The following is a 19,891-nucleotide window of genomic DNA, read 5'->3' on the forward strand; positions in this document are numbered from 1 at the left end:
GCCGTGGACTCCGCCGCGCCGAGTTGGACGCCTCCGCTCCGGATGAAAGACTGGGCCTATGCGAGGAATAATTCTCGCGGGCGGAACAGGCTCGCGGCTGCATCCGATCACTCATGGCATCTCGAAGCAGCTCGTCCCCGTGTACGACAAGCCGATGATCTACTACCCCTTGTCGACGCTCATCCTTGCGGGCATCCGCGACATCCTGATCATTACGACGCCGCAGGACTCCGAGCAGTTCCGTCGTCTCCTGGGCGACGGATCTCGCTTCGGTGTCTCACTTACCTACAAAGTGCAGCCGTCGCCTGACGGTCTTGCTCAGGCATTCATCCTCGGCGAGGACCACATCGGATCCGACAACGCCGCGCTGGTCCTGGGCGACAACATTTTCTACGGCCAGGGCATGGGTACTCGTCTGCGCCGCTACACGGAGTTGAGAGGCGGCGTGGTCTTCGGATACTGGGTTGATGATCCCACCGCGTACGGAGTCGTCGAGTTTGACACCGACGGCAGCGTTCTCTCGCTTGAGGAGAAACCCCTCATCCCGAAGAGCAACTACGCTGTTCCGGGGCTGTACTTCTACGACAACGATGTCGTGGAGATCGCCAAGAACCTCGCACCCTCTCCTCGGGGGGAGCTTGAGATCACTGATGTGAACAAGGTTTATCTGGAGCGCGGCGATCTCCGGGTGGAGCTTCTGCCCCGGGGCACCGCGTGGCTGGATACTGGAACATTCGACTCTCTCAGCGAAGCCGCCGATTTCATCCGCACCGTTGAGAAGAGGCAAGGGCTTTCCATCGGGTGCCCGGAGGAGGTCGCGTGGCGGATGGGATTCCTCAGTGACGACGAACTGCGTGAACGCGCCGAACCTCTCGTGAAGAGCGGTTACGGACGCTACCTGCTGAAGGCCATGGCGCAGGGGCGCTGACGCCGAGCGTCCTGAGTCACCTCCCGGCCGTTAGACCCCTAGACGGAATCGGGCACGCTTCACGAAACCGAGCACACCTTCTCGACGCAGGTACAGGAGGGAGAGCCTGCCGTACTTGCCCAATCCGTGATGGCGGCTGCGGATCGCTTCCGCTGCGGGGTCGGGCATGCGCAGGACCCGCCCGTGCGTCGACACGATACGGTCCGGCGCCGAGCGAGGCGCGGCGCAAAATGCCGTCAGCGGGGCCAGGGCGCGGCTCCACGCAAAGTCCTGACGCACATCGGCGATCTTCTCCGTCGCCTCCGCCCGGAACTCGACATCGTACAGAACCTTGATGATGCCCGCTGCGAGAGCGTCGACGTCTCGCTCGGGGACGGTCACTCCGAGGGGCGATCCCTGGATGAGATCAGCGAACCCGTCGCCCGCCGTCGTCACCATGGGCAAACCCGCCCACAGATAGTCGAGGATGCGGGTACGGAACGAGAAAGCGGTCTCGATGTGCTCGTAGTGCGTACTGACGCCGGCATCGGCGTCCAGCAGGTAATTGTGGCGATCGTCGAAGGCCACCCATTCGCGGTTGAAGAAGACGACGCGATCCGTTAGACCCAGCGAGTCGGCCAGCTCGAACGTGCGCGCCTGGGCCTTCATCATCGGCACGCCCGGGTTCGGATGAGCGACGCCGAGGAAGAACAGACGCGCATTCGGGTGTGTCTTCGTCACCTTCGCCATCGCACGCAGCAGAGTATCGGTGTCGAACCAGTCGTAGATCCCTCCACCCCACAGCAGCACCTTGTCGTCGGGACCGATTCCGGGGATAGCGCCCTTGATGGCATGTCGCTCCTGGGCGGGGACCACAGGGTCGAGCCCGAACGGCGCCACATCGATCAACTCACGCAACGCGTTGTCCGCCTCGTAAGTCATCGCGTTGACGCGACCGACCGCGGCCAACTGTCCTAACCAGAAGTCTCGTTGCTTGTCGGAGGCGCACAGCAGGTAGTCAGCTCTACCGATCTGGCCGTTCAGAACATCGGCAGCGTTGATCACGTGCGAGTTCCAGTCCTCGAACCGTGCTTGACGGGCCTGCTCGAGTTGCTCGAGGTGCAGCGGATCATAGATGTCTGCGACGAGAATCTTCTCGGTCTGAGCGAGGCATCTGTATTGATGAAGGACGTAGCCTTGAATGACGATGACGTCGGCCCATTCCTCATGTTCCTGCATCGCGTGATCGTCGCCCGCGTAGACGACTTCGAATCTCGTGGACGCACGGCCTGGCTTCGTCGACGTCACCAGACGCACGTCGTTGCGGTAGGCCAACTGTTCGCTCATGTTCCAGGCGCGAATTGCGGGCCCCGCCATCTTGGGGCCGATCAGGTCGCTGGTGACGACGAGTACGCGAATGCGGCCCTGCGCCGTCACGATCCGTAGCGAGTTTGCAAGCGCGTCGGCCACAGGGTGGATCGATGGATCGGCGTCCAGTGACCGCGAGGTGTCGCCGAACAGTGAGAAAAGTGCCTCATCGCGCACCAGCCGGCGCTCCTGTATGCGCGTTCGACTCGGCGTAAGCTCGTCGATCGATCTTACGAAGGCATCGGCCCCGAGGATGGGGGAGAGCGTCTGCGCCGGAACCTCATGGCTGAGCGCGGATGGCGAGTCGTCTTCGACCACTGCGATGCCGGATGCGGCGACGGTACGCCGGACGGCTAGACCGAGGGCGCCGGCCAGGAACTTGCCGAGGTTGTGCTCTTCCAGATTCTTGAAGAGAGCGATCAGCGCGTTACGTTCCAGAATCTCACGGCGCGTTGCATGGGCGGCCGCGCCGCCGGTCACCTCGGCCGCTGACAGGGGAGCGAACCTCACCCGGTGTCCATAGAGGTTCATTCGCCAGCCGAGGTCGACGTCGTCGTACGCGGACGCGAGTCGCGCGTCGAAGCCACCGACTTCCTTGAACGCGGCAGCCCGCACGAACATTGCAGCCCGTGTCGCAAACAGTACGTCCCGTGAACGGCCCTGATCGCTGCCCGTCGCGCTGTTGTATCCCATTCCGAACCACGTCAGCCCCCCACCGGAGAAGTCGATCACGTGGTCGTCGGAACGAAGAGTCTTGCTCGCGACCGCCCCGATCTGCAGACCACCGTGGAACACTTGGAGGGCGGCGCTGATCCAATCGCGGAGGGGCAGCACCCCCGCCTCGACGAACGCGACGTAGAGGCCTTTTGCTTTCGTAGCCCCGACGTTCGACGGGTGGGATGTGGCATCCTTCGAAGACAGGACGGTGGTGGCCCCGGGGAATGCCGTGGTGGTCTCCGTCTCCGACACGACGATGATCTCCCGAAGTTCTTCGGGCCAGTCGGTCGCCGCAACCGCCGCGATCGTCGCTTGTGTTGCGTTGTCGTCATTTCGATGGCGGACGATCACAGACACAAAATCAGTGCGGCGCAACGGCATGGAGGACTCCTTCTAGAACCCCGCAACACTATCAGCGCCGCCGATCTCGCCGATGGGTGGCACCTCCGAAGTCGCAGACGTCTGTCGCCGTCGCTCTGGGGTATCCGTCAGGCCCGACCGTTAGGCTGTCAGGGATGTCTGGATTCCACGCTGAGGCGACCCAACGGATGCTTCGGCTCGCCACCGAACCGCTGGCCCCTACGAGCGGGGTACCGCAGGGACGTTCGCGTGTCTGGTGGCCGATACGCAGCATCCTCGGCCAACGCGAGCTGCTGGGCCTTCTGATTCGCCGTGACCTCAAAGCCCGCTACAAGGACTCCGCGCTCGGATTCTTCTGGTCACTTGCGCGTCCGCTTCTTCAGCTGGCCATCTACTTCGTCGTCATGGGGCATTTTCTTCAGGCGGCTAAGGGGATCCCTGACTTCGCCGTCTATGTTTTCGCGGGCCTCACTGCCATGGGCTTCTTCACCGAGACGGTCGGCGGAGGCACCGGTTCGATTTTGTCGAATGCGGGGCTCGTCAAGAAAGTGCACTTGCCTCGCGAGGTCTTTCCGCTTGCGAGCGTCGGCGGCGGACTCTTCAATTTCGGCGTGCAGTTTCTCGTGCTGATCCTGGCGACCATCATCGCCGGACGCCCGCCACTGCACTTCGATTTCTTCTACCTGGTGCCGGCGCTGTTGCTGCTCATCGTCTATGCGACCGCTGCGGCCCTGCTGTTCAGCGCCATAAACGTCTACCTGCGGGACATGCAGTACCTCGTCGAGGTCGGCACCATGCTGCTGTTCTGGGCCAGTCCAGTGGTCTACTCGTGGCAGATGGTGAGTTCGATCATCACGTCGCCCCTTCTCTTGGACGTTTACACCAACAATCCGCTGACGCTCGCGGTGCTCGGCTTTCAGAAGGCCTTCTGGATGGCGGCGCCCGAGTCGAGTTTCCCCGCGGATCTGCTTCTTCGGATCTTGGTCGCCCTCGCGGTCGGTGTGGTCTGCCTCTTCGCCAGTCACCGAGTCTTCCTGCGGCTGCAGGGCAACTTCGCGCAGGAGCTGTGATGGATACCACCAGACCCCCGCAAGCGCCGGAAGTCGTGCGCGTCGAGGATGTGTCGAAGAGGTTCGTCGTTCGCAGGGACTCGTCGATCAAGGAACGCATCGTCACGCTGGGGCGCGCGGGTCGCCATCACAAGAAGGACTTCTGGGCTCTGCGTGATGTCTCCACGACGATCCGTGCTGGAGAGACGGTGGGTCTCATCGGCCACAATGGATCGGGCAAGAGCACTCTGCTCAAGATGATCGGCGGGATCATCGAGCCGACATCCGGCGTTGTTGTCAAGCGTGGTCGGCTCGCCGCCCTTCTCGAACTCGGCGCCGGATTCCACCCCGATCTCACGGGACGCGAGAATGTCTATCTCAATGCGGCGGTTCTCGGGCTTTCGAGGGACGAGACGGAGGCGAGATTCGATGAGATCGTGGCCTTCGCGGCAATCGACGACTTCATCGATACCCAGGTGAAGTTCTACTCATCAGGAATGTACGTACGGCTCGCCTTCGCGGTCGCGATCCACACGGATCCCGATATCCTTCTCGTCGATGAAGTGCTTGCCGTCGGTGACGAGGCTTTCCAACGCAAGTGCATGGACCGCATCGCGGAATTCCAGCGCCAAGGTCGCACGATCATCATCGTCAGCCACGCGCTCGGACAGATCACCGAGCTCTGCACGAGAGTGATCTTGCTCGACAAGGGCGAGGTCGTGCACGACGGTGACCCGGAGAGGGCAGTAGCCCACTTCCGGGAGCTCCTCGAAGAGAATCGTGTCGCCGAGTCCGCGAGGGCTATCGACGACGGTCAACGCCGCACCGGGGCGATCGTCCGGTGCACGGCCTCGGCTGTGGGGCGTGCACCCGGAGCGGCTCTGCACCCCGGCGACGATCTCGAGATACGGCTCGAGATCGAGGCGGAGAACCTGGAGTCGTGGATCGCGGCGGTGCAGATCGATGACCTCACAGGCGTCAAGGTCTTCGAGACCGCCACGGATCGACTCAATACTCCGCCGCAGCCAGTTCGAGGCAGTCGAGCGGTGGTGTTCACGATCCAGAATGCGTCGTTCGGCGGTGGTCGCTACTTCGTCAACACGCTGCTGCGGGACACGACCGGACACAATCTGCACAGCACGATGCAAGCGACCTCCTTCGAGGTCACCCCCGACCCCCGTTCTAGCGGATATCTGAGCCTTGATGTCGGTGCCGTCATCACCTGAGCTGCACCCAGGCGGCCGAGACCGGCGCCCGCGAGTCGAGGCCCCGTCGGTCCGACGGCTCGCTGTCTATCGTCTACGGCCGCAAACAGTCGTCGTTGACGGGTACCTCGTCCATGCCATGCGGTGTCTCCGGAACTCCGTCGATTCGCTGATCGTGCTCGCGCCATCAGGTCTTCAGAGTGCGCTGCGGGCAGCCATCGGTGTCGATCTGGATGTGACCATTCTCGCCGGTGAAGAGATCGCTTCGCCTCAGGGCCTCTGTCGCGCGGTGGAAGGCGAGGAGGCACGCTGGGGCCCGGTCGACGAAGTCATCGTCACCGACGACAGCTGGTTCGGGCCCGCGGCTCCACTTGCTCCAGTTTTCGAACGGATGACCGCACAGCGACATTCGACGTGGACGATGATGGGCTCTTCGGCTTATTCGACCATGTGGATCGGCATCGAGCGCGTCTTCTTCGCGGAGTGGGCCCGATGCGGCGGGGAGCTCGGTGCCGCGCTCGAGCGGATCGCATCGGAAGCGCAGACGGCCGGTGCCGTGGCTTTCCCGCAACCCGTCGACGAGGCCGTCGCTCACGGGGGTGCACCCCTCGTGCCGATCGCGCTGTTCATCGACCCGCCGGGGACGCTGGATCTGCCTCATGTCGTGCGGACGATCGAGAACGCGGGGCTCCGCGCCGGGACGGTGGCCCAACACCTCGCGCGACACATCGATCCGCGCACCTTGAATGCTCGACTTGCGCTCATGAGTGTGCTTCCCGTAGGCGGGACCTCTGAGTACCCGACCGATCGGACCATGGATGTGCGGGTGGTCGTTCATGTGGAGCCGGGCCACGCAGTGGAAGGGATCATTCCTGCTCTCCGACTTCTCGCGCCCCTGTCTCGTCTCGTTGCCACGGTTGCCGACGAGGACGTCCGTCGGGTGCAGCGTGCTTTCGAGTCACACGCGCTCACCGTCGAGATCCGGCCGGTCGATCCGCGAGAGGGACAGATGGGTGCGCTTCTGCGCGGCTGCAGCGAGTTGCTCCGTGCGGACAGCCTCGACGATCTCCTGGTTGCGATCCGGGTCGGTACGGTGCGCGGTTCTGTTCCGCGCGTGAAGCAGTATCGAATACGGCACAGCCAGACCGCTGTCTTCGCCGACGCCGTGCATCTCAACGCCGTGCTGGATCTGTTCCACGGGGATCCGCACCTCGGTTTCGTCCTACCTCCTGTCATCGCGATCGGTGGCGAGGACCTCGGATCGGGATGGCGTGGACGTGTGGAGCGCGCGGCTGCGCTGCGTCGCTCGCTCGGCGTCGAGGTACCACTCGGCGACTCACCCCTCGAACCCCCGGCGGGGATCTGGATCGCACGGGTGGCAGCGCTGGGGACGCTCCGGCGGTATCCCCTGACTGCTGCCGATCATCGCCGCGACACGGTCGAAGGCGGCGTTTTGGAAGCCCTCATCGCTCATGTCGTCGGCGCCAACGGTTTTTCCAGCAGAACGGTCATCGATCCGCGGGGAGCCGCAATCAGTCATGCGGATCTGGAGTACACCCTCGATCAGCTTGCGGCAGCGATCAGAGGCACTCCCACGCAACAGATCCAGCTTCTCACGCGGATGGGGGATCTCGGGGATGGGTCAGTGAAAGCGACGCTTCGTGCGGCATGGCGCCGTGCTCGAGCCAATCGTAGAGCGAATCGCGCATGAAGCGCACGGCCCGCACAGCCTGCCCGTTGCCTGCTGACCCCCGGCGGCTGGTCATCTTCTCGTTCTTCGACGCGGGCGGTGTGGTGGACGACTACGTCCGGTTGTCGCTCGAAGCTCTGCGTCCCCACGCTGACGAGATCGTGGTGATCGTCAACGGTGCTCTCACGCCGGATGGCCGCGAGACTCTCGAACGATATGCGGAAGACGTCGTCGTGCGACCCAACGAAGGGTTCGATATCGGCGCGCACCGCGACGCCCTCCGTCGAATGCGTGGGCGATTGGAGGAGTTCGACGAGGTCGTCATGACCAACGACACATGGTTCGGGGCGGTTCGCCCGTGGGCAGGTGTATTCGAACGGATGGACGCCCGTGCGTGCGACTTCTGGGGTCTGACCGATCATGCCGCGGTCAGCCCCAATCCCCTGACTCGCCGCGGGACCGCTCCGTACCACCTGCAGTCGTACTGGATCGCGGCGCGGCGGGAGATGGTCCTCTCCGCATCCTGGCAGCGGTACTGGGACCGCCTCGGCGCGTTGGACAGCTATGTCGACGCCGTCCTTCGCCATGAGCTGAAGTTCACGTCGTGGTTCAGTGACAGGGGGTGGGTGGGGGATGTGGCCTTCGGCGTCGCCAACTACGCGACGGAGAACCCCTCACTTTTTGAGCCGCTCGATCTCATCGCCGACGGTTGCCCCGCGCTTAAGCGCCGCGCACTCTTCCACTGGCCTCCGTTGCTCTCGGCGTTCGCATCTGTAGGTCCTGACGTGCTCGACGAGGCGACCAGGGAGGGTTATCCGCGGGAAGTCGTCGTCGCGAACTTGTCGCGGACCGTCGCGCCCCGCATCGTGAACGTCGCATGCGGTCTCCATACCGTCGTCTTGGCTTCGCCCGCGACGATTCCGCAGCGATTTGCGGGACGGCTGCTGGTCGTCGCGCCACTGAACAACGCCTGCGACCCGAGCTCGCTTGCTCGGCGGATCGAAGCGATCACCGCCGGGTGGGATGAGGGGGTCGATCTTCTCCTGGTCTCTCAGCACGAGGAAACCGCGGTACCGCCCAGTCTCGTGGACGTGGTTTCGCGGGGATCGGCCCGCCTCGTCGTCGAGCCGCGCGGCGCTGATTTCGCTCTGTTCTCAACGAGCCTCTTCGACGTCGCAGGGTACGAAATGGTGCTCCGTCTCGCCGACGGATCCGGCGCCCCCGCTGACACGCGGCTGGAGCGCATGCTCGCCGACCCCGGGTCAGCGGGGGTGGTCGCGCAGCTGTTCCGAGACGAGTCGCGTTTGGGTGTTCTGTTCGCTTCACTGGATCATCGCGGTTCGCGTATCGGCGACGGGTGGGGCGTCGTGCGGGAACGCTATCTGCAGCTCGTCTCCTGGCTGGGAATCCGCGTGCCGGCCGATGATGTGACGCCGCTTGCGCCATTCGGTGGTGCCTATCTGGCGCGTACCGCCGCCCTCGACCTGCTCTTGGGCGCGAACTGGCCCGCATCGCCTGTGGACATGGAGTACGCGGGTACCGTAAATGATGTGGCAGGCATGCTGCTCGCACCCGCGGCAGGCGAAAGAGGCTGGCATACCCGAACGGTCAGCTCCGCCCACGACCTTGAAGCAAGCCACACGTCGATGGAATATGTGGCGTCACAGCTGGCGGCCCTGATTCCCGGGGAAAGCTACCGCAAGATCGACTATCTCCGCCACTCAGAACCCATCCTCGACGACTCGGCCCTTCAGATACTCAAGATGCTGCTCCGCCGCAGATATCCGGGTTTCGTCGGGTATGTGCGTCGTGTTGCGGACAGATTGCGTCGCACCATCCGGAATTAGCCGGTACCAACCCGCGAAGTGAGGACGCTTCGCAGCAGATGATGGGCCCGGGCGTCGAAGGAGTGCTCCTCCCGGATGCGGGCGGAGATCCGTTTGAGTGTGTCCTCGGGAGGGAACACCTCGTCGAGGTCGCTGCGGAGGATTTCGAGGAGTTCAGGGATCGTGTCGTAGGTGAGTACAGCGCCTTCGAAGAGTTCGTGGATGCCTGACACCTCGTCGCTGATTGCCCGTCCGCCGGCCCCAACGACATCGAACAGCCGATTGGACACGAATCCTGCCGCTCTCATCGCGGGCCAATGATCATTGAGCACAGCGCTTGCTCGTTCGTACATGCCCGGCAGCTCCGCATTTGGGACGCCGGTCGCGCGGATGGAAGCGGCGGGGATCCAACCGGTCCAGTCCGGGCCGTAGACCGCGACGGGAATGCCGGCTTTGAGCGGTTCGATCACGGATGGCCGCGGAATTCCCCGCGCCGTCCCGACGAAGAGTAGTCCACTGCGCTCGGTGACGCTCGACGGATGGAATCGGTGCGCATCCGTGCACTGCAACAGCGGCCGCACGGGCCGGTCGAAGACACGGGTGGCGTGCTTGGCCCACAGTGTCGAAGCGGCGAAGACCTCATCGTAGGCCTCGATTTCCGCGACAGTGATCTCGTCGGGGTGGCTGATCACCCAGAGAATCGAAAAGGCGCCCCGCGCGGCGTGGATCGGTTCGGGGCCGCGAAGGGCGAGGGTAACGTCGTCGAGATGACTCGACGGGCGCTGACGCGCGGGATACGCATCGACGACGACTTCCTGCCCGAGTCGTCGTAGCGCGTCAGCTACCCCCCGCGCAAAGTGCGTATCACCCCACCATTCCCCTCGGGGGCCCGCAGGCGCAGCGGTCTTGATCGCCCACCGCAGACTCGGGACGCGTTCCCCTGTCGGCAGTTCTACGTCGCGGCGGCGACGGACGAGGACCGGGCCTTCGGCAGACCACGACTGCACGGCGAACGAGGTCGGACTGAGGAGCTTGGCGACGTCAATGGAGCTATCCGGGCGGGGCGACACATCTGCTTCAGCTGTTGACGCGGGAGCGCGTGTCGGCACATCTGTCCTCACAACGCTCGACGTTGCGCCGATCCTCATCGCGAAGGTCGGCGACCTCAGAAATGGCACTGCCAATGACGTGTCCAGGTTAGCCGCATCTTCGGGTGGATGTCCGCGGAGCAGATCATAGCTGACGCCGCTGCGAGACACGGTGCCCGCGGAGACAATCGTTCCGGTGTCCGCGTCGAGCCAGAGCGGGCCCGCGATGACTCCGTGGGCGGCCGTCGCTGCAAGCTGGCGTAGGCCATCGGCGGTGATCTCCGCTTCGGGCGAGCGCACAATCAGGACGGCATCGGCGCGGCAGGCTGCGGTAACGGTGCGGATCACATCCGTGTCGTCGCGAACGAGGTGGATCTGCGGCAACCTGAGCTGCAAGAGCGCAGCACTCACCCACTGGTCCGCGTTTGCTCCGAGTGCGAGAACCACCCCGATATCGCCTTCGGAAAGCTCCGCCGCGATACGCAAGGCATCGCTTGCGTCTTCGGCGACTCCGATGCGTACGAGTGCGACCATGTCGCGGTCGAATGCGCTGGAGAGAGCGACGGGCTCGGTGCCTCGTGAGAGCGCGGCGGCGGCGGTGGTGCGTGCCCGCAGAACGTCGCCGGGAACGTTGACGCCGCTCAACTGCACAGATCGCCCTTGCTTGGCCGCCTGCCAGACGGCGCTGAGCGGATCGTCGGAAGGGTGCAATTCGGCGCATGCGAGTGCCCGCGCATCCCAGTTGACGCTCAGCTCGACGCGGTTGCGGTCATTCACCAGGTAGGCATAAAGGGCGGGCACGCGGCCGACATCCGAGAGCTGTCCCGACACGAGTCTTTCCTGAAGGAGCGGGTTCAGCGTGAGTCCGGTGCGGAAGCCTCCCCGGACATAGGCGCGGATGGCGGCGCGCGACGATCGTCGGACGCTTTGCGCGGCAACCAGATCGAGGTCAACGAGGTCGGCACGCCGTATTGCGCGAGCCCACCACAGCCGGTCTACGGCCTCGAGTAGGGGACGCAGTTGGCGCGATGATCGCGAGCGACGCCACAGCGCGCGCAGGCTACTCATCATCCGTCGAGTCTATCGAGTGAGCTCTTCTCGCCCGATGATAAGGTCGGCGACAGCGCCCAGATCAGCGAGGCGCATGAGCGAGTCCGGGCGTCGGGCGTGGGAGAAGGAGTCAGACGTGAGCGGGTCCGCACGGGTCGGTATTGTCGTCAGGACCAAGAACCGTCCCTGGTTTTTGCGTCGCGCTCTGACGGACATCGCCGCCCAGAGATACCGCTCGTGGAACGTCTGCATCGTAAATGACGGTGGCGATCGGCGGACGGTCGAGGACATCGTCTCTGATCTATCCGCCGAGCTGCGCCCATTCGTCAACGTCCTGCACAACTCGGAATCCGCCGGGCGGTCAGCGGCGGCCAACCAGGGCATTCGGGCCCTGGACACGGAGTTCGTGGTCCTCCACGACGACGACGATCTCTGGCATCCGGAGTTCCTCGAGAAGACTGTCGAGTGGATTACAAGGCATCCCGATGAGGTCGGGGTGGTCACGCGAACGGAGATCGTCTTCGAGAAGCCCACGCCAGACGGCGGCTTCGTCGGCGTCGAGCGCGAAGTTTTTTGGGCGGATCTGGATGAGATCCGGTTCACCGATGTGCTCGAGGTAAACCGATGGGTCCCGATCTCCTACCTGTACCGGCGAGAGTTGCACGACCGGATCGGCTACTACGACGAACATGTCCACGCTGCGGAGGATTGGGATTTCGGGCTGCGCACCCTGGTCCGACACCGCGTGGGCTTTCTCGACGGGTCGCCACTCGCATATTGGATGCAGCGACGCGGCATCGAGGGGGATATGGGTAACAGTATGTTCGCCCTGGCCCACGACCATGAGCGTTTTGACAGGCAGATCAGGGATGCTGCGCTCCGCGACTACGCCGCGGCACACGGATCCGGTTTGCCGTTGTACATCGCCGGGCTCGTGAAGGAGGAATCCGGCCTCCTCCTCGAGCGCCTTCGCCGCATCGTCCGCGAAGAGGTCTCGAAAGCGCTCGATGCGCGTCCGAGTGACCTCGAGCGGGTACGTCGGCGCTTGTTCCGCCGTTACCGTGAAAGGACGCTGCGGAAGTAGGAGATCGTTCGATCGAGGCCTGCCCGCAAGTCGACGGTCGGCTCCCATCCCAGTTCCGTCCGTGCGAGGGAGATGTCGGGCTGCCGCTGCTGGGGATCGTCCTGAGGCAACGGGCGATGCTCGATGGTCGAGGTGCTCCCGGTGATCTGAAGCACGGCGTTCGCGAGCTCCAGCATCGTGAACTCCCCCGGATTTCCGACGTTGATGGGACCGGTGGTCTCGTGGCCGGTGTTCATCAGGCGGACCATGCCGTCGACGAGGTCGTCGACGTAGCAGAACGAGCGTGTCTGCGATCCGTCTCCGTAGATGGTGATCGCTTCACCTCGTAGCGCCTGGACGATGAAGTTGGAGACGACGCGCCCATCGTTGGGATGCATCCGCGGCCCGTAGGTGTTGAAGATGCGGATCACCTTGATGTCGAGGTCGTGCTGCCGGCGGTAGTCGAAGAACAGCGTCTCGGCGGCGCGCTTGCCCTCGTCATAGCAGGACCGCGGTCCGATGGGATTGACGTTTCCCCAGTACGTCTCCGTCTGCGGATGGACGGCGGGGTCGCCGTACACTTCCGACGTCGAGGCTTGCAGGATCGGGACGCGCAGACGCTTGGCCAGACCGAGCATGTTGATGGCGCCCATGACGCTCGTCTTCGTGGTCTGGACGGGGTCGTGCTGATAGTGCACAGGCGACGCCGGGCAGGCGAGGTTGTAGATGGCGTCGACTTCGAGGTACAGCGGGAATGTCACGTCGTGGCGGATGACCTCGAAGCGCGGATTGCCGAAGAGATGCTCGATGTTGCGGCGGCTCCCCGTGAAGAAGTTGTCGACGCAGATGACCTCGTGGCCGTCATCGAGGAGTCGCTCGGACAGATGGGAACCGATGAAGCCTGCGCCTCCGGTGATCAGAACTCTGGAAGACACCCGCTCAGCCTACACGGCGGCTTCGCCGGGCCTGGCGCTGTCAGCGGGTCGTGGATACCATCGTTCGCTGACCGAAGGTTCTGCCGAGACCGCCCTCCAGCCGGCCGACGAACATCGGCCAACCGTCGGTGATCGCGATCGGTGCCGCGTTGCGAATGCCGTAGAGCAGGCCGGCGGCGGTGAAGGCGGCTCGCCACCACAGCGGGTACCGGTGAACGGCGACGGCACGGCCGGTGCCTCGGCCGTAGGCACGGAGTTTGCGGCGCCGTTCGGCATCGGTGAGGCCGTACGCCGTGGATATGCCGTCGACGTGGATGTCGGCGGGCAACCATCGGAAGCGGTTGACCAGTTCGGGATGGGCCGACATGGCGCGAAGCAGCAGATCGGTGCCCTCCGCGACCTGCCACGGGGTGACGGCGCCAGGGCCGATCGTCTCGTCGAATCCGCCGATCTCGTCGAACAGGCTTCGACGCATCAGGATGCCCATCTCGATGACGCTCCAGACGTTCCAGCGATCCAGGGGCGTGCCCGCGACCGGGAGTGTCGTCTTGGGACCGCGCTCGTCCCACGATGTGAAACCGCCGGCGAGGAAGTCGGGGTCCGTGATGTGCGAGCGCAGCGCGGCGACGGTTCCGGCGGGGAAGACTGTGTTGTCGTTCGGAAACGACACCACGAAGTCTGCACCGGGCAAGGCAGAAGCACCCGTGTTGCGTCCTCGCGATGCCCCACGTTCGGAGGTGGTAGCCACGACGGGGACACCTCGGGCGGCGAACTCGGCGGCGAGCGTAGCGACCGACTCGCCATTGCCCTGCGCGACGAGGATCACGCGGTCGCCTGCATCGACTTGGGTCTCCAGCGAAGCAAGCAGGGCGCGAAGGGCATCGATGCGGCCGAGAGTGGTGACGATGAAACCGAGGTGCACGAGCCTATTGTGCCCGACAGGTACGCGCGGAGCGCTCACTCGAGCTGATTCAGGGCAGGGTACGCAGGATCGGGGGAGTCGCGCCCGATCCTCCATCCCGCGTGCACGTAGCGTGCGCCCCGAAGGTCGCCGACGATCAAGCGCGACGCGAGCTTCGCCGTGAGACGCACATAACCCGTGGCGCGGGTCCGACCGCCGCGAAGCCGGAGGAAGTGGCGAAACGCCTGACTCGAATAGGCCAGGATGCGCGAGCCCGCACGCGAATGCGATGACGAAACGGCATGCACGAGGTGCGCGTCGGCGACCTCGGCGAATCTCACGCCCTGTTCGTGGGAGCGCAGACCGAACTCGACGTCCTCCCAATACATGAAGAACCCTTCATCGAGCAGACCCGTGGTCGCGAATACCCGCCGCCGAACGAGCACACACGCCCACGTGAGGAAGTCGGCCCCCTCGCCGTCGCGAGGTTGCCTGATGCTCCAGGTGAACCGGTTGAGGATCCCTCCGGCCGAGAACTGGCGTCCTTCGGGAGTGAAGATCCGTGGTCCCACGAACCCCAGCGAGGAGTCCTGCACGAGTGCGGAGTGCAGCCGGTCGAGGTGGTCCGGAGTCAAGGTGGCGTCGTTGTTGATGACCAGTACCAGGTCGATGTCCGTGGACAGAAGCTCCCGAATGCCGGCGTTCACACCCACGGCGAAACCCGTGTTCGCCGTGAGCTCGATGAAACTCACTCGGTCATCCGGCGCGAGTGCGGCCCGGATCGTTCCGTCGGCCTCGTTGTCCACGACGACCAGACGCGTGACTCTGTCGTTGGCGAGGAGCTGTTCCACGCATGCAGACGTTTGAGCCCGGTCGCGCCACGTGAGGACGACCGCGCCGATTCGGCTGGAGGGGAGGGTGACATCGTCAGTCATCGTGCTCGCTTTCCACAGTGAGGCGCTCCGCCGTGGAGCGTCTCAGATCCCGCATCGTGGCGGCGCAAGGAGCCCAGAGGAGGGCCGTTGCCATGCCCTCGGTCACCGCGTACCCGATCGCGGCCCCGACTGGACCGATCGTCGTGGCCAGGCCGATCATCGTGGGTACTCCGATGATCGTGGCGATGAGGGTGGCACGAACCACGACCTTCGCTCTGCCCGCCGGGAACAAGATGTGCCGCGTCATCGACGTACGCAGCGAGAGGAAGACGAAGACGAATCCCATCGCGATCAGTACGTCAACGGGTGCCGTGTTGAGTTCACCGAACAGCAGCAGGCTGGCAAGGTAGCCCAAGAGGGACAGCCCAAGGCCGCCGGCCAGGCCGAGCCCGGCATGCATCGTCAACGCGAGACGGATACGTTGCGCTCGCAAAGCACCCTCGACTTCGCCCACCCACCGTTGCAGCGCGCTCGCCAGCGTGAAGGGTAGGACGCTACCCAGTTTGAACATCTTGTCTGCCGATGCGTATCCCGCCGCCGCGGTCGCGGGGGCGGTGACGTTGACGAGCGGGGCGGGAACACTCGAGTATGCACTCAGGGCGGCATCGTTGAGCGCGACGGGAAACCCGGATCGCAGGAGACCAGGGAGGTGGCGAGGCGACGGCCACGTCCCCGGGTGCTGATGCAGCAGACGCGCGGTGAAGAAAGCGGTGCCGCCGACCGTCACCAGGATCCCCGCGAGCGGATAAATCAGGACCGCGCCCGTCAGCGCGATCAGAACCATTGCGATGACCGTCGCGACGACCCGAGGGATGGCATCGTAGAGGATGATCGTTCGTGGGTCGCCTACGCCCGCGCAATACCACGTGAAAGAGAGCGCGATGAGCGCTCCCTGGGCAGCCATCAGGACCGTGAGCCACTCCGAACCCGGAGACGCGATGGCCCAACAGATGATGCCCATGAGTGGGAGAGCGGCGACTGCAATGGCGGTACGGACGAACAGGGATTCGCGGTACAGTCGAGCCCGGTCGGCATCCGTCGTCGCCACGGAGACGAGCGCCGGACCGATCGCCGCCCACCCGTATCCGATCACAATCGCGATGAAGGTGCCTACCGATTCGCCGGCGATCGCGCTCGCCCAGCCGCTCGGGCCCGCTGACCGTGCGACGAGAGGCAGAGCGACCAGTGGCGAAACCGCTGCCAGGGCGGGAGGGATCATGAAGCCGATCAGGCGACGGCGCATCGGCGAGCTGCTCACGAGGCGCGCCCCGCGGGCGAGCGTTCTCGGGCAGTGCGCAGGAGTACGTCTCCCGTCGCACGGGCCGACGCTGCCCAGCTGAAGTTGTCGGCCCAGCTTGCTGCGCGCTCGAGCGCGGCGTCATCGGGCTGATCTCGGAGACACGTGGTGATCGCTGCCCCGAAGATCACCGGTGACGTGGCATCGGTGTAGCGCACGACGGAGCCGCCGACTTCGCGCAGAACGGGGATGTCGTTGGCGAGCACGGGGACTCGCCGTCGGAGAGCGTCGACCACAGGGAGCCCGAAGCCCTCCACGAGCGAGGGACAGACGTAGAGGTCGGCAACCTGATAGAGGGCCTCGAGCTCAGCATCGCCGATCCACCCCGGAAGGACCACATCCGCTGTGAGTCCGAGCCGTTCAACGGTTCGCAGGAGCGGGTCAGGACTGCGGGACCCGGCGATCACCGTGAGAGGCCGGTCAGTGCGGGGAATCGTGGCCAGCGCTTCGAGGAGCCCTTCGAAGTTCTTGTGTGGCATGCGGTTGCCCGTGCTCATGAGGATCCGCCGCTCGGACCCAACCCCCAGCGACGTGAGAACGGCGCGTGCATCGGCGACGGGCCGCGGATCGCTGCTGCCGTTGGGGACCACCTCGATCCGATCACGGGGAACAGCGAAGTGGTGTTCGATTGCGTGGGCAGCGCTGCGTGAAACAGTGATGACACGGTCGGCCGTCCGTGCCGAACGGCGCATGAGGAACGAGGTCCCCGTGCGCACGGCGCGACGCAACGCCGTGCCGGGAACGTCATCGTAGATGGCGTCATGAACCGTGACGACCCGAGGAGCGCCTCGAAAGATCGGACCGAAGTTGGCCGGCGCCCACACCACATCCGCGCCGGTTGTGTGTGCGAACACCGCGGTGACTCCCACCGCGCCGGCGGCCCACGAGACGGCGTCGGCCCCCACCCATGGAATGACGCGAACAGGTCCGGGGAAGAAAGCGCGTACGCGGTCGGCACCCGCCCTTCCCACCAACGCCACCCAACGGGCGTCGGGGAGGCAGCCCGGCAGACGCGTCAACAGTTCTCGGGCGTAGGTCTCGGTGCCGCCGCGTTCGCCGGTGAAGCCGAGGAGATCAACCAGGATCCGCGTCGGCACCGGCTCAGCTCTCGATGACGGCGTCGGCGCTGACGACGCGGCGCGGTGTTGTCAGTACACCGGAGAAGAAGCTCATCATGATCGTCTGGAAGCCAAGCATGATCCCGAGCGCACTCGGAATCGCGATGCGTACGACTGCGGAGGCATCCTGCGGACCGAAGTCGAGACTTCCCCAGCGCAGCACCTGCACGACGCCGATGACGACCCCGATGAGAAACAGCCCCACACCGATGAGCAAGCCGCGTTCCGCGCTCCAGCTGGCAACGACAGACCGGTAACGAGCGCTCGTCGGCAGGAAGCCCTCCTGCGTCGCATAGAGCTTGGTCAGCCAGAAGAACAGCAACGACTGATAACCGATGACGCAGAGCGCGCTCGCGTACACCATCGTCGTGACGTCGAAGCCGACGCCGGCGACCTCGACGCCGCCGAACGACAGGATGCCGACCGCGATCGCTCCCAGGAAGAACGCGACGAGACCGGGGTACACGAAGAGCCAGCGGGGAGCGAAGATCAGGAGGAAGCGCAGATGCCGCCAGCCGTCGTGCCAGCTGCGCAGGTGCGGTGGACGAGACCGTCCGTCCTTCTTCAGGGTGGTGGGCACTTCCTCGATGCGGTATCGCGCGAGCGAGGACTTCACAACCATCTCAGAGGCGAACTCCATACCGGTGGTCTGCAGGTGCAACTCGAGCATCCGTTCGCGGTTGAAGCCGCGCAGTCCGCAATGGAAGTCCCGCACGCCGGGACGGAAGAAGAGCTGGCCGATCGCCGAAAGCACCGGGTTGCCGAGATACTTGTGCAGGGGCGGCATCGCCCCTGGAGCGATTCCTCCCGCGAACCGGTTCCCCATGACGAGGTCGGCGCCCGCGCGCAGCCGCTCGACGAACGGTTCGAGGTGCTCGAAGTCGTAGCTGTCGTCGGCATCCGCCATGATGACATAGCGTCCGCGCGCCGTCTCGATCCCGTTGATCAGCGCGGCACCGTATCCCCGGCGGGGGGCGTCAGAGACGCGCGCGCCGAGATCAGTGGCGATCTTCTGCGAGCCGTCGGTGCTGCCATTGTCAGAGACGAGCACCTCGCCCGAGATGCCAGTCCTGGCGAGGAATCCTTGTGCCTTGCGGATGCAGACTTCCAGCGTCTCCGCCTCGTTGAGGCACGGCATGAGGATCGTCAGCTCGACCGGCTCCGTGTCGTTCGATGGGCTCATGGCGTTCTCTTCCTTCTGCGGGCGGACGACGTGTCCGCCCGTTGGTTCTCGAGATGGTGGAGGATGATGTCGATCGTGCGTGCGACGGTCCGGGTCGAGATCGCATCTCGATACCAGCCTCTCGTCGTCTCTCGCAATCGCGGCCCGGAGGTCACGGCGCGCACGATCGTGTCGCCCAGCGCCGATGCGCCGGCATCGACGGCGACGTAGCCGTTGACGCCCTCGTCGATCAGCTCGGTCGCCGCGTTCCCCTCGTCGGCGACGAGGACGACGGGTGTGCCATGGGCGGCCGCCTCGACGACGACGAGGCCGTACCCCTCTCGGCGCGACGGATTCACCACGCACGCCGCGGTCGACAGGAGACGATCGAGATCGTCGTCCGAGACGAATCCGGGCATCGACACCCACTCGCTGCCGGCGACCTGGCGCGAGACGGCGTCGCGCACGACGGGATTGCTCGGCCCGTCGCCCAGGATGACGAGTCGCAGCTCCGGCACCGAGGCACGCGCGTGGGCCACGGCGTCGGGCAGCAGCTCGACGCGCTTGTCCGGGATATGCCGCCCGACGTACAGGGCGAACGGAGGCGCGGCAGGAGGACCGACGCTGGGCGCCGCCGACTGCTCGGAGATGAGCCCCGGGCTGATCAGCACGTCGCCGCGCAGTCCCTCCGCGCGCAGCCGTGTCGCGCTGAGCTGGGAGTGACACGTGGCGACGGGAGTGACGGCTATGGCGAGCCGCTGGAGCATCCAGGCGATCGCGCCGGTGATGCGCCCGGCATACTCCGCCCACTGGCGTCGGTGCCACACCTCGAGATAGTCGACGACCAAAGTCGTTCCCGAAACCCACAGGGCGGCGCGCGCCGCGAAGACGTTGAGGACGGGCAGGGCGCTGACCATGACGGCGTCGTATGCGTGACGACGTCGGCGCAGGGCGCGGAACAAGCCCCAGGCGAACGCCAGAGCCGCCGCCGTCCGGCGCACGCCGCCGGCGTCGTAGAGTTCGAGCCGTTCCGTCACCGCTGTCACCCGCACCCCGGGCACTTCAGGAGACGAACCCTCCCATTGGCGCGCCGTGAGGTACTCGACCTCGACGCCGCGGTCGGCGAGTGCCTCGGCGAAGGCGCGATACTGACGTTCGCCGCCGCCCGTCGTGAACGGGAAGAGACAGTCGTAGGCGATCGCCATGCGTCCAACGGTCAT

At 65.1% G+C, this 19,891-nt stretch carries 15 protein-coding genes; 6 read left to right on the forward strand and 9 right to left on the reverse strand.

All coding sequences use genetic code 11. The features are described from left to right. The first annotated feature begins 58 nt into the window (after positions 1-58). Complete coding sequence (gene rfbA / locus JOE53_RS02500; protein ID WP_204946688.1) at positions 59-928, forward strand: glucose-1-phosphate thymidylyltransferase RfbA; 870 nt, start codon at positions 59-61, stop codon at positions 926-928. Between the two features lie 30 nt (positions 929-958). Here rfbA and JOE53_RS15080 read toward each other — a convergent pair whose 3' ends face one another. After that, positions 959-2,755: a glycosyltransferase family 4 protein gene (locus tag JOE53_RS15080; protein ID WP_204946689.1), complete on the reverse strand. Its 1,797-nt coding sequence runs from the start codon at positions 2,753-2,755 to the stop codon at positions 959-961. 752 nt (positions 2,756-3,507) lie between these two features. Here JOE53_RS15080 and JOE53_RS02510 point away from each other — a divergent pair. The 4 genes from JOE53_RS02510 to JOE53_RS02525 all read left to right on the forward strand — a co-directional run bounded on the left by JOE53_RS02510 (position 3,508) and on the right by JOE53_RS02525 (position 9,143). After that, the gene (locus tag JOE53_RS02510) at positions 3,508-4,422 is read left to right on the forward strand and encodes an ABC transporter permease (protein WP_204946690.1); all 915 of its coding nucleotides are present in this window, start codon (positions 3,508-3,510) and stop codon (positions 4,420-4,422) included. After that, complete coding sequence (locus JOE53_RS02515) at positions 4,422-5,627, forward strand: ABC transporter ATP-binding protein (protein ID WP_204946691.1); 1,206 nt, start codon at positions 4,422-4,424, stop codon at positions 5,625-5,627. Before JOE53_RS02510 ends, JOE53_RS02515 begins: the two co-directional genes overlap by 1 nt. A 214-nt stretch (positions 5,628-5,841) precedes the next feature. Continuing rightward, entirely contained in the window at positions 5,842-7,317 is a 1,476-nt protein-coding gene (locus JOE53_RS14640; RefSeq protein ID WP_204946692.1) for a rhamnan synthesis F family protein, read from the forward strand. Continuing rightward, positions 7,314-9,143 (forward strand): rhamnan synthesis F family protein, encoded by a 1,830-nt coding sequence (locus JOE53_RS02525; protein ID WP_204946693.1) that lies wholly within the window; start codon positions 7,314-7,316, stop codon positions 9,141-9,143. Before JOE53_RS14640 ends, JOE53_RS02525 begins: the two co-directional genes overlap by 4 nt. On the opposite strand, the gene JOE53_RS02530 is transcribed toward JOE53_RS02525, so the two are convergent. Beyond that, complete coding sequence (locus JOE53_RS02530) at positions 9,140-11,281, reverse strand: glycosyltransferase family protein (RefSeq protein WP_204946694.1); 2,142 nt, start codon at positions 11,279-11,281, stop codon at positions 9,140-9,142. The two genes, JOE53_RS02525 and JOE53_RS02530, sit on opposite strands and share 4 nt — an antisense overlap. A 115-nt stretch (positions 11,282-11,396) precedes the next feature. Here JOE53_RS02530 and JOE53_RS02535 point away from each other — a divergent pair, with 115 nt between their 5' ends. Further along, the gene (locus JOE53_RS02535) at positions 11,397-12,344 is read left to right on the forward strand and encodes a glycosyltransferase family 2 protein (protein ID WP_204946695.1); all 948 of its coding nucleotides are present in this window, start codon (positions 11,397-11,399) and stop codon (positions 12,342-12,344) included. On the opposite strand, the gene JOE53_RS02540 is transcribed toward JOE53_RS02535, so the two are convergent. From JOE53_RS02540 to JOE53_RS02570, 7 genes are read right to left on the reverse strand one after another with little or no spacing between them, the layout of a single operon-like run. Further along, the gene (locus tag JOE53_RS02540) at positions 12,317-13,258 is read right to left on the reverse strand and encodes a UDP-glucuronic acid decarboxylase family protein (protein ID WP_204946696.1); all 942 of its coding nucleotides are present in this window, start codon (positions 13,256-13,258) and stop codon (positions 12,317-12,319) included. The two genes, JOE53_RS02535 and JOE53_RS02540, sit on opposite strands and share 28 nt — an antisense overlap. A gap of 40 nt (positions 13,259-13,298) precedes the next feature. After that, on the reverse strand, positions 13,299-14,180 hold the full coding sequence (locus JOE53_RS02545; RefSeq protein ID WP_204946697.1) for a glycosyltransferase family 2 protein: 882 nt from the start codon (positions 14,178-14,180) through the stop codon (positions 13,299-13,301). A 35-nt stretch (positions 14,181-14,215) separates the two neighbouring features. After that, positions 14,216-15,094: a glycosyltransferase gene (locus JOE53_RS02550; RefSeq protein ID WP_204946698.1), complete on the reverse strand. Its 879-nt coding sequence runs from the start codon at positions 15,092-15,094 to the stop codon at positions 14,216-14,218. After that, a complete protein-coding gene (locus tag JOE53_RS02555; RefSeq protein ID WP_204946699.1) occupies positions 15,087-16,352 on the reverse strand; it encodes a polysaccharide biosynthesis protein in 1,266 nt (421 codons plus the stop codon). Before JOE53_RS02555 ends, JOE53_RS02550 begins: the two co-directional genes overlap by 8 nt. Next, positions 16,349-17,488 carry a glycosyltransferase family 4 protein gene (locus tag JOE53_RS02560; protein ID WP_204946700.1) on the reverse strand — a complete coding sequence of 380 codons (1,140 nt, stop codon included), beginning with the start codon at positions 17,486-17,488 and terminating at the stop codon, positions 16,349-16,351. The genes JOE53_RS02555 and JOE53_RS02560 overlap by 4 nt, the downstream gene beginning before the upstream one ends. Before the next feature lie 4 nt (positions 17,489-17,492). Further along, positions 17,493-18,692, reverse strand: coding sequence for a glycosyltransferase family 2 protein (locus JOE53_RS02565; RefSeq protein WP_204946701.1), 1,200 nt, complete (start codon positions 18,690-18,692; stop codon positions 17,493-17,495). Further along, positions 18,689-19,891, reverse strand: a complete 1,203-nt coding sequence (locus JOE53_RS02570) for a glycosyltransferase family 4 protein (protein ID WP_204946702.1) — start codon at positions 19,889-19,891, stop codon at positions 18,689-18,691. The genes JOE53_RS02565 and JOE53_RS02570 overlap by 4 nt, the downstream gene beginning before the upstream one ends.

This window comes from Microbacterium laevaniformans (assembly GCF_016907555.1).
Classification (GTDB): Bacteria; Actinomycetota; Actinomycetes; order Actinomycetales; family Microbacteriaceae; genus Microbacterium; species Microbacterium laevaniformans.

Bases quoted from the DNA above. Each gene is read 5' to 3' on its own strand.
- rfbA (WP_204946688.1), top strand. From the start codon at position 59: ATGCGAGGAATAATTCTCGCGGGCGGAACAGGCTCGCGGCTGCATCCG.
- JOE53_RS02530 (WP_204946694.1), bottom strand. From the start codon at position 11,281: ATGATGAGTAGCCTGCGCGCGCTGTGGCGTCGCTCGCGATCATCGCGC.
- JOE53_RS02515 (WP_204946691.1), top strand. From the start codon at position 4,422: ATGGATACCACCAGACCCCCGCAAGCGCCGGAAGTCGTGCGCGTCGAG.
- JOE53_RS02510 (WP_204946690.1), top strand. From the start codon at position 3,508: ATGTCTGGATTCCACGCTGAGGCGACCCAACGGATGCTTCGGCTCGCC.
- JOE53_RS02550 (WP_204946698.1), bottom strand. From the start codon at position 15,094: ATGACTGACGATGTCACCCTCCCCTCCAGCCGAATCGGCGCGGTCGTC.
- JOE53_RS02525 (WP_204946693.1), top strand. From the start codon at position 7,314: ATGAAGCGCACGGCCCGCACAGCCTGCCCGTTGCCTGCTGACCCCCGG.
- JOE53_RS02570 (WP_204946702.1), bottom strand. From the start codon at position 19,891: ATGACCGTTGGACGCATGGCGATCGCCTACGACTGTCTCTTCCCGTTC.
- JOE53_RS02565 (WP_204946701.1), bottom strand. From the start codon at position 18,692: ATGAGCCCATCGAACGACACGGAGCCGGTCGAGCTGACGATCCTCATG.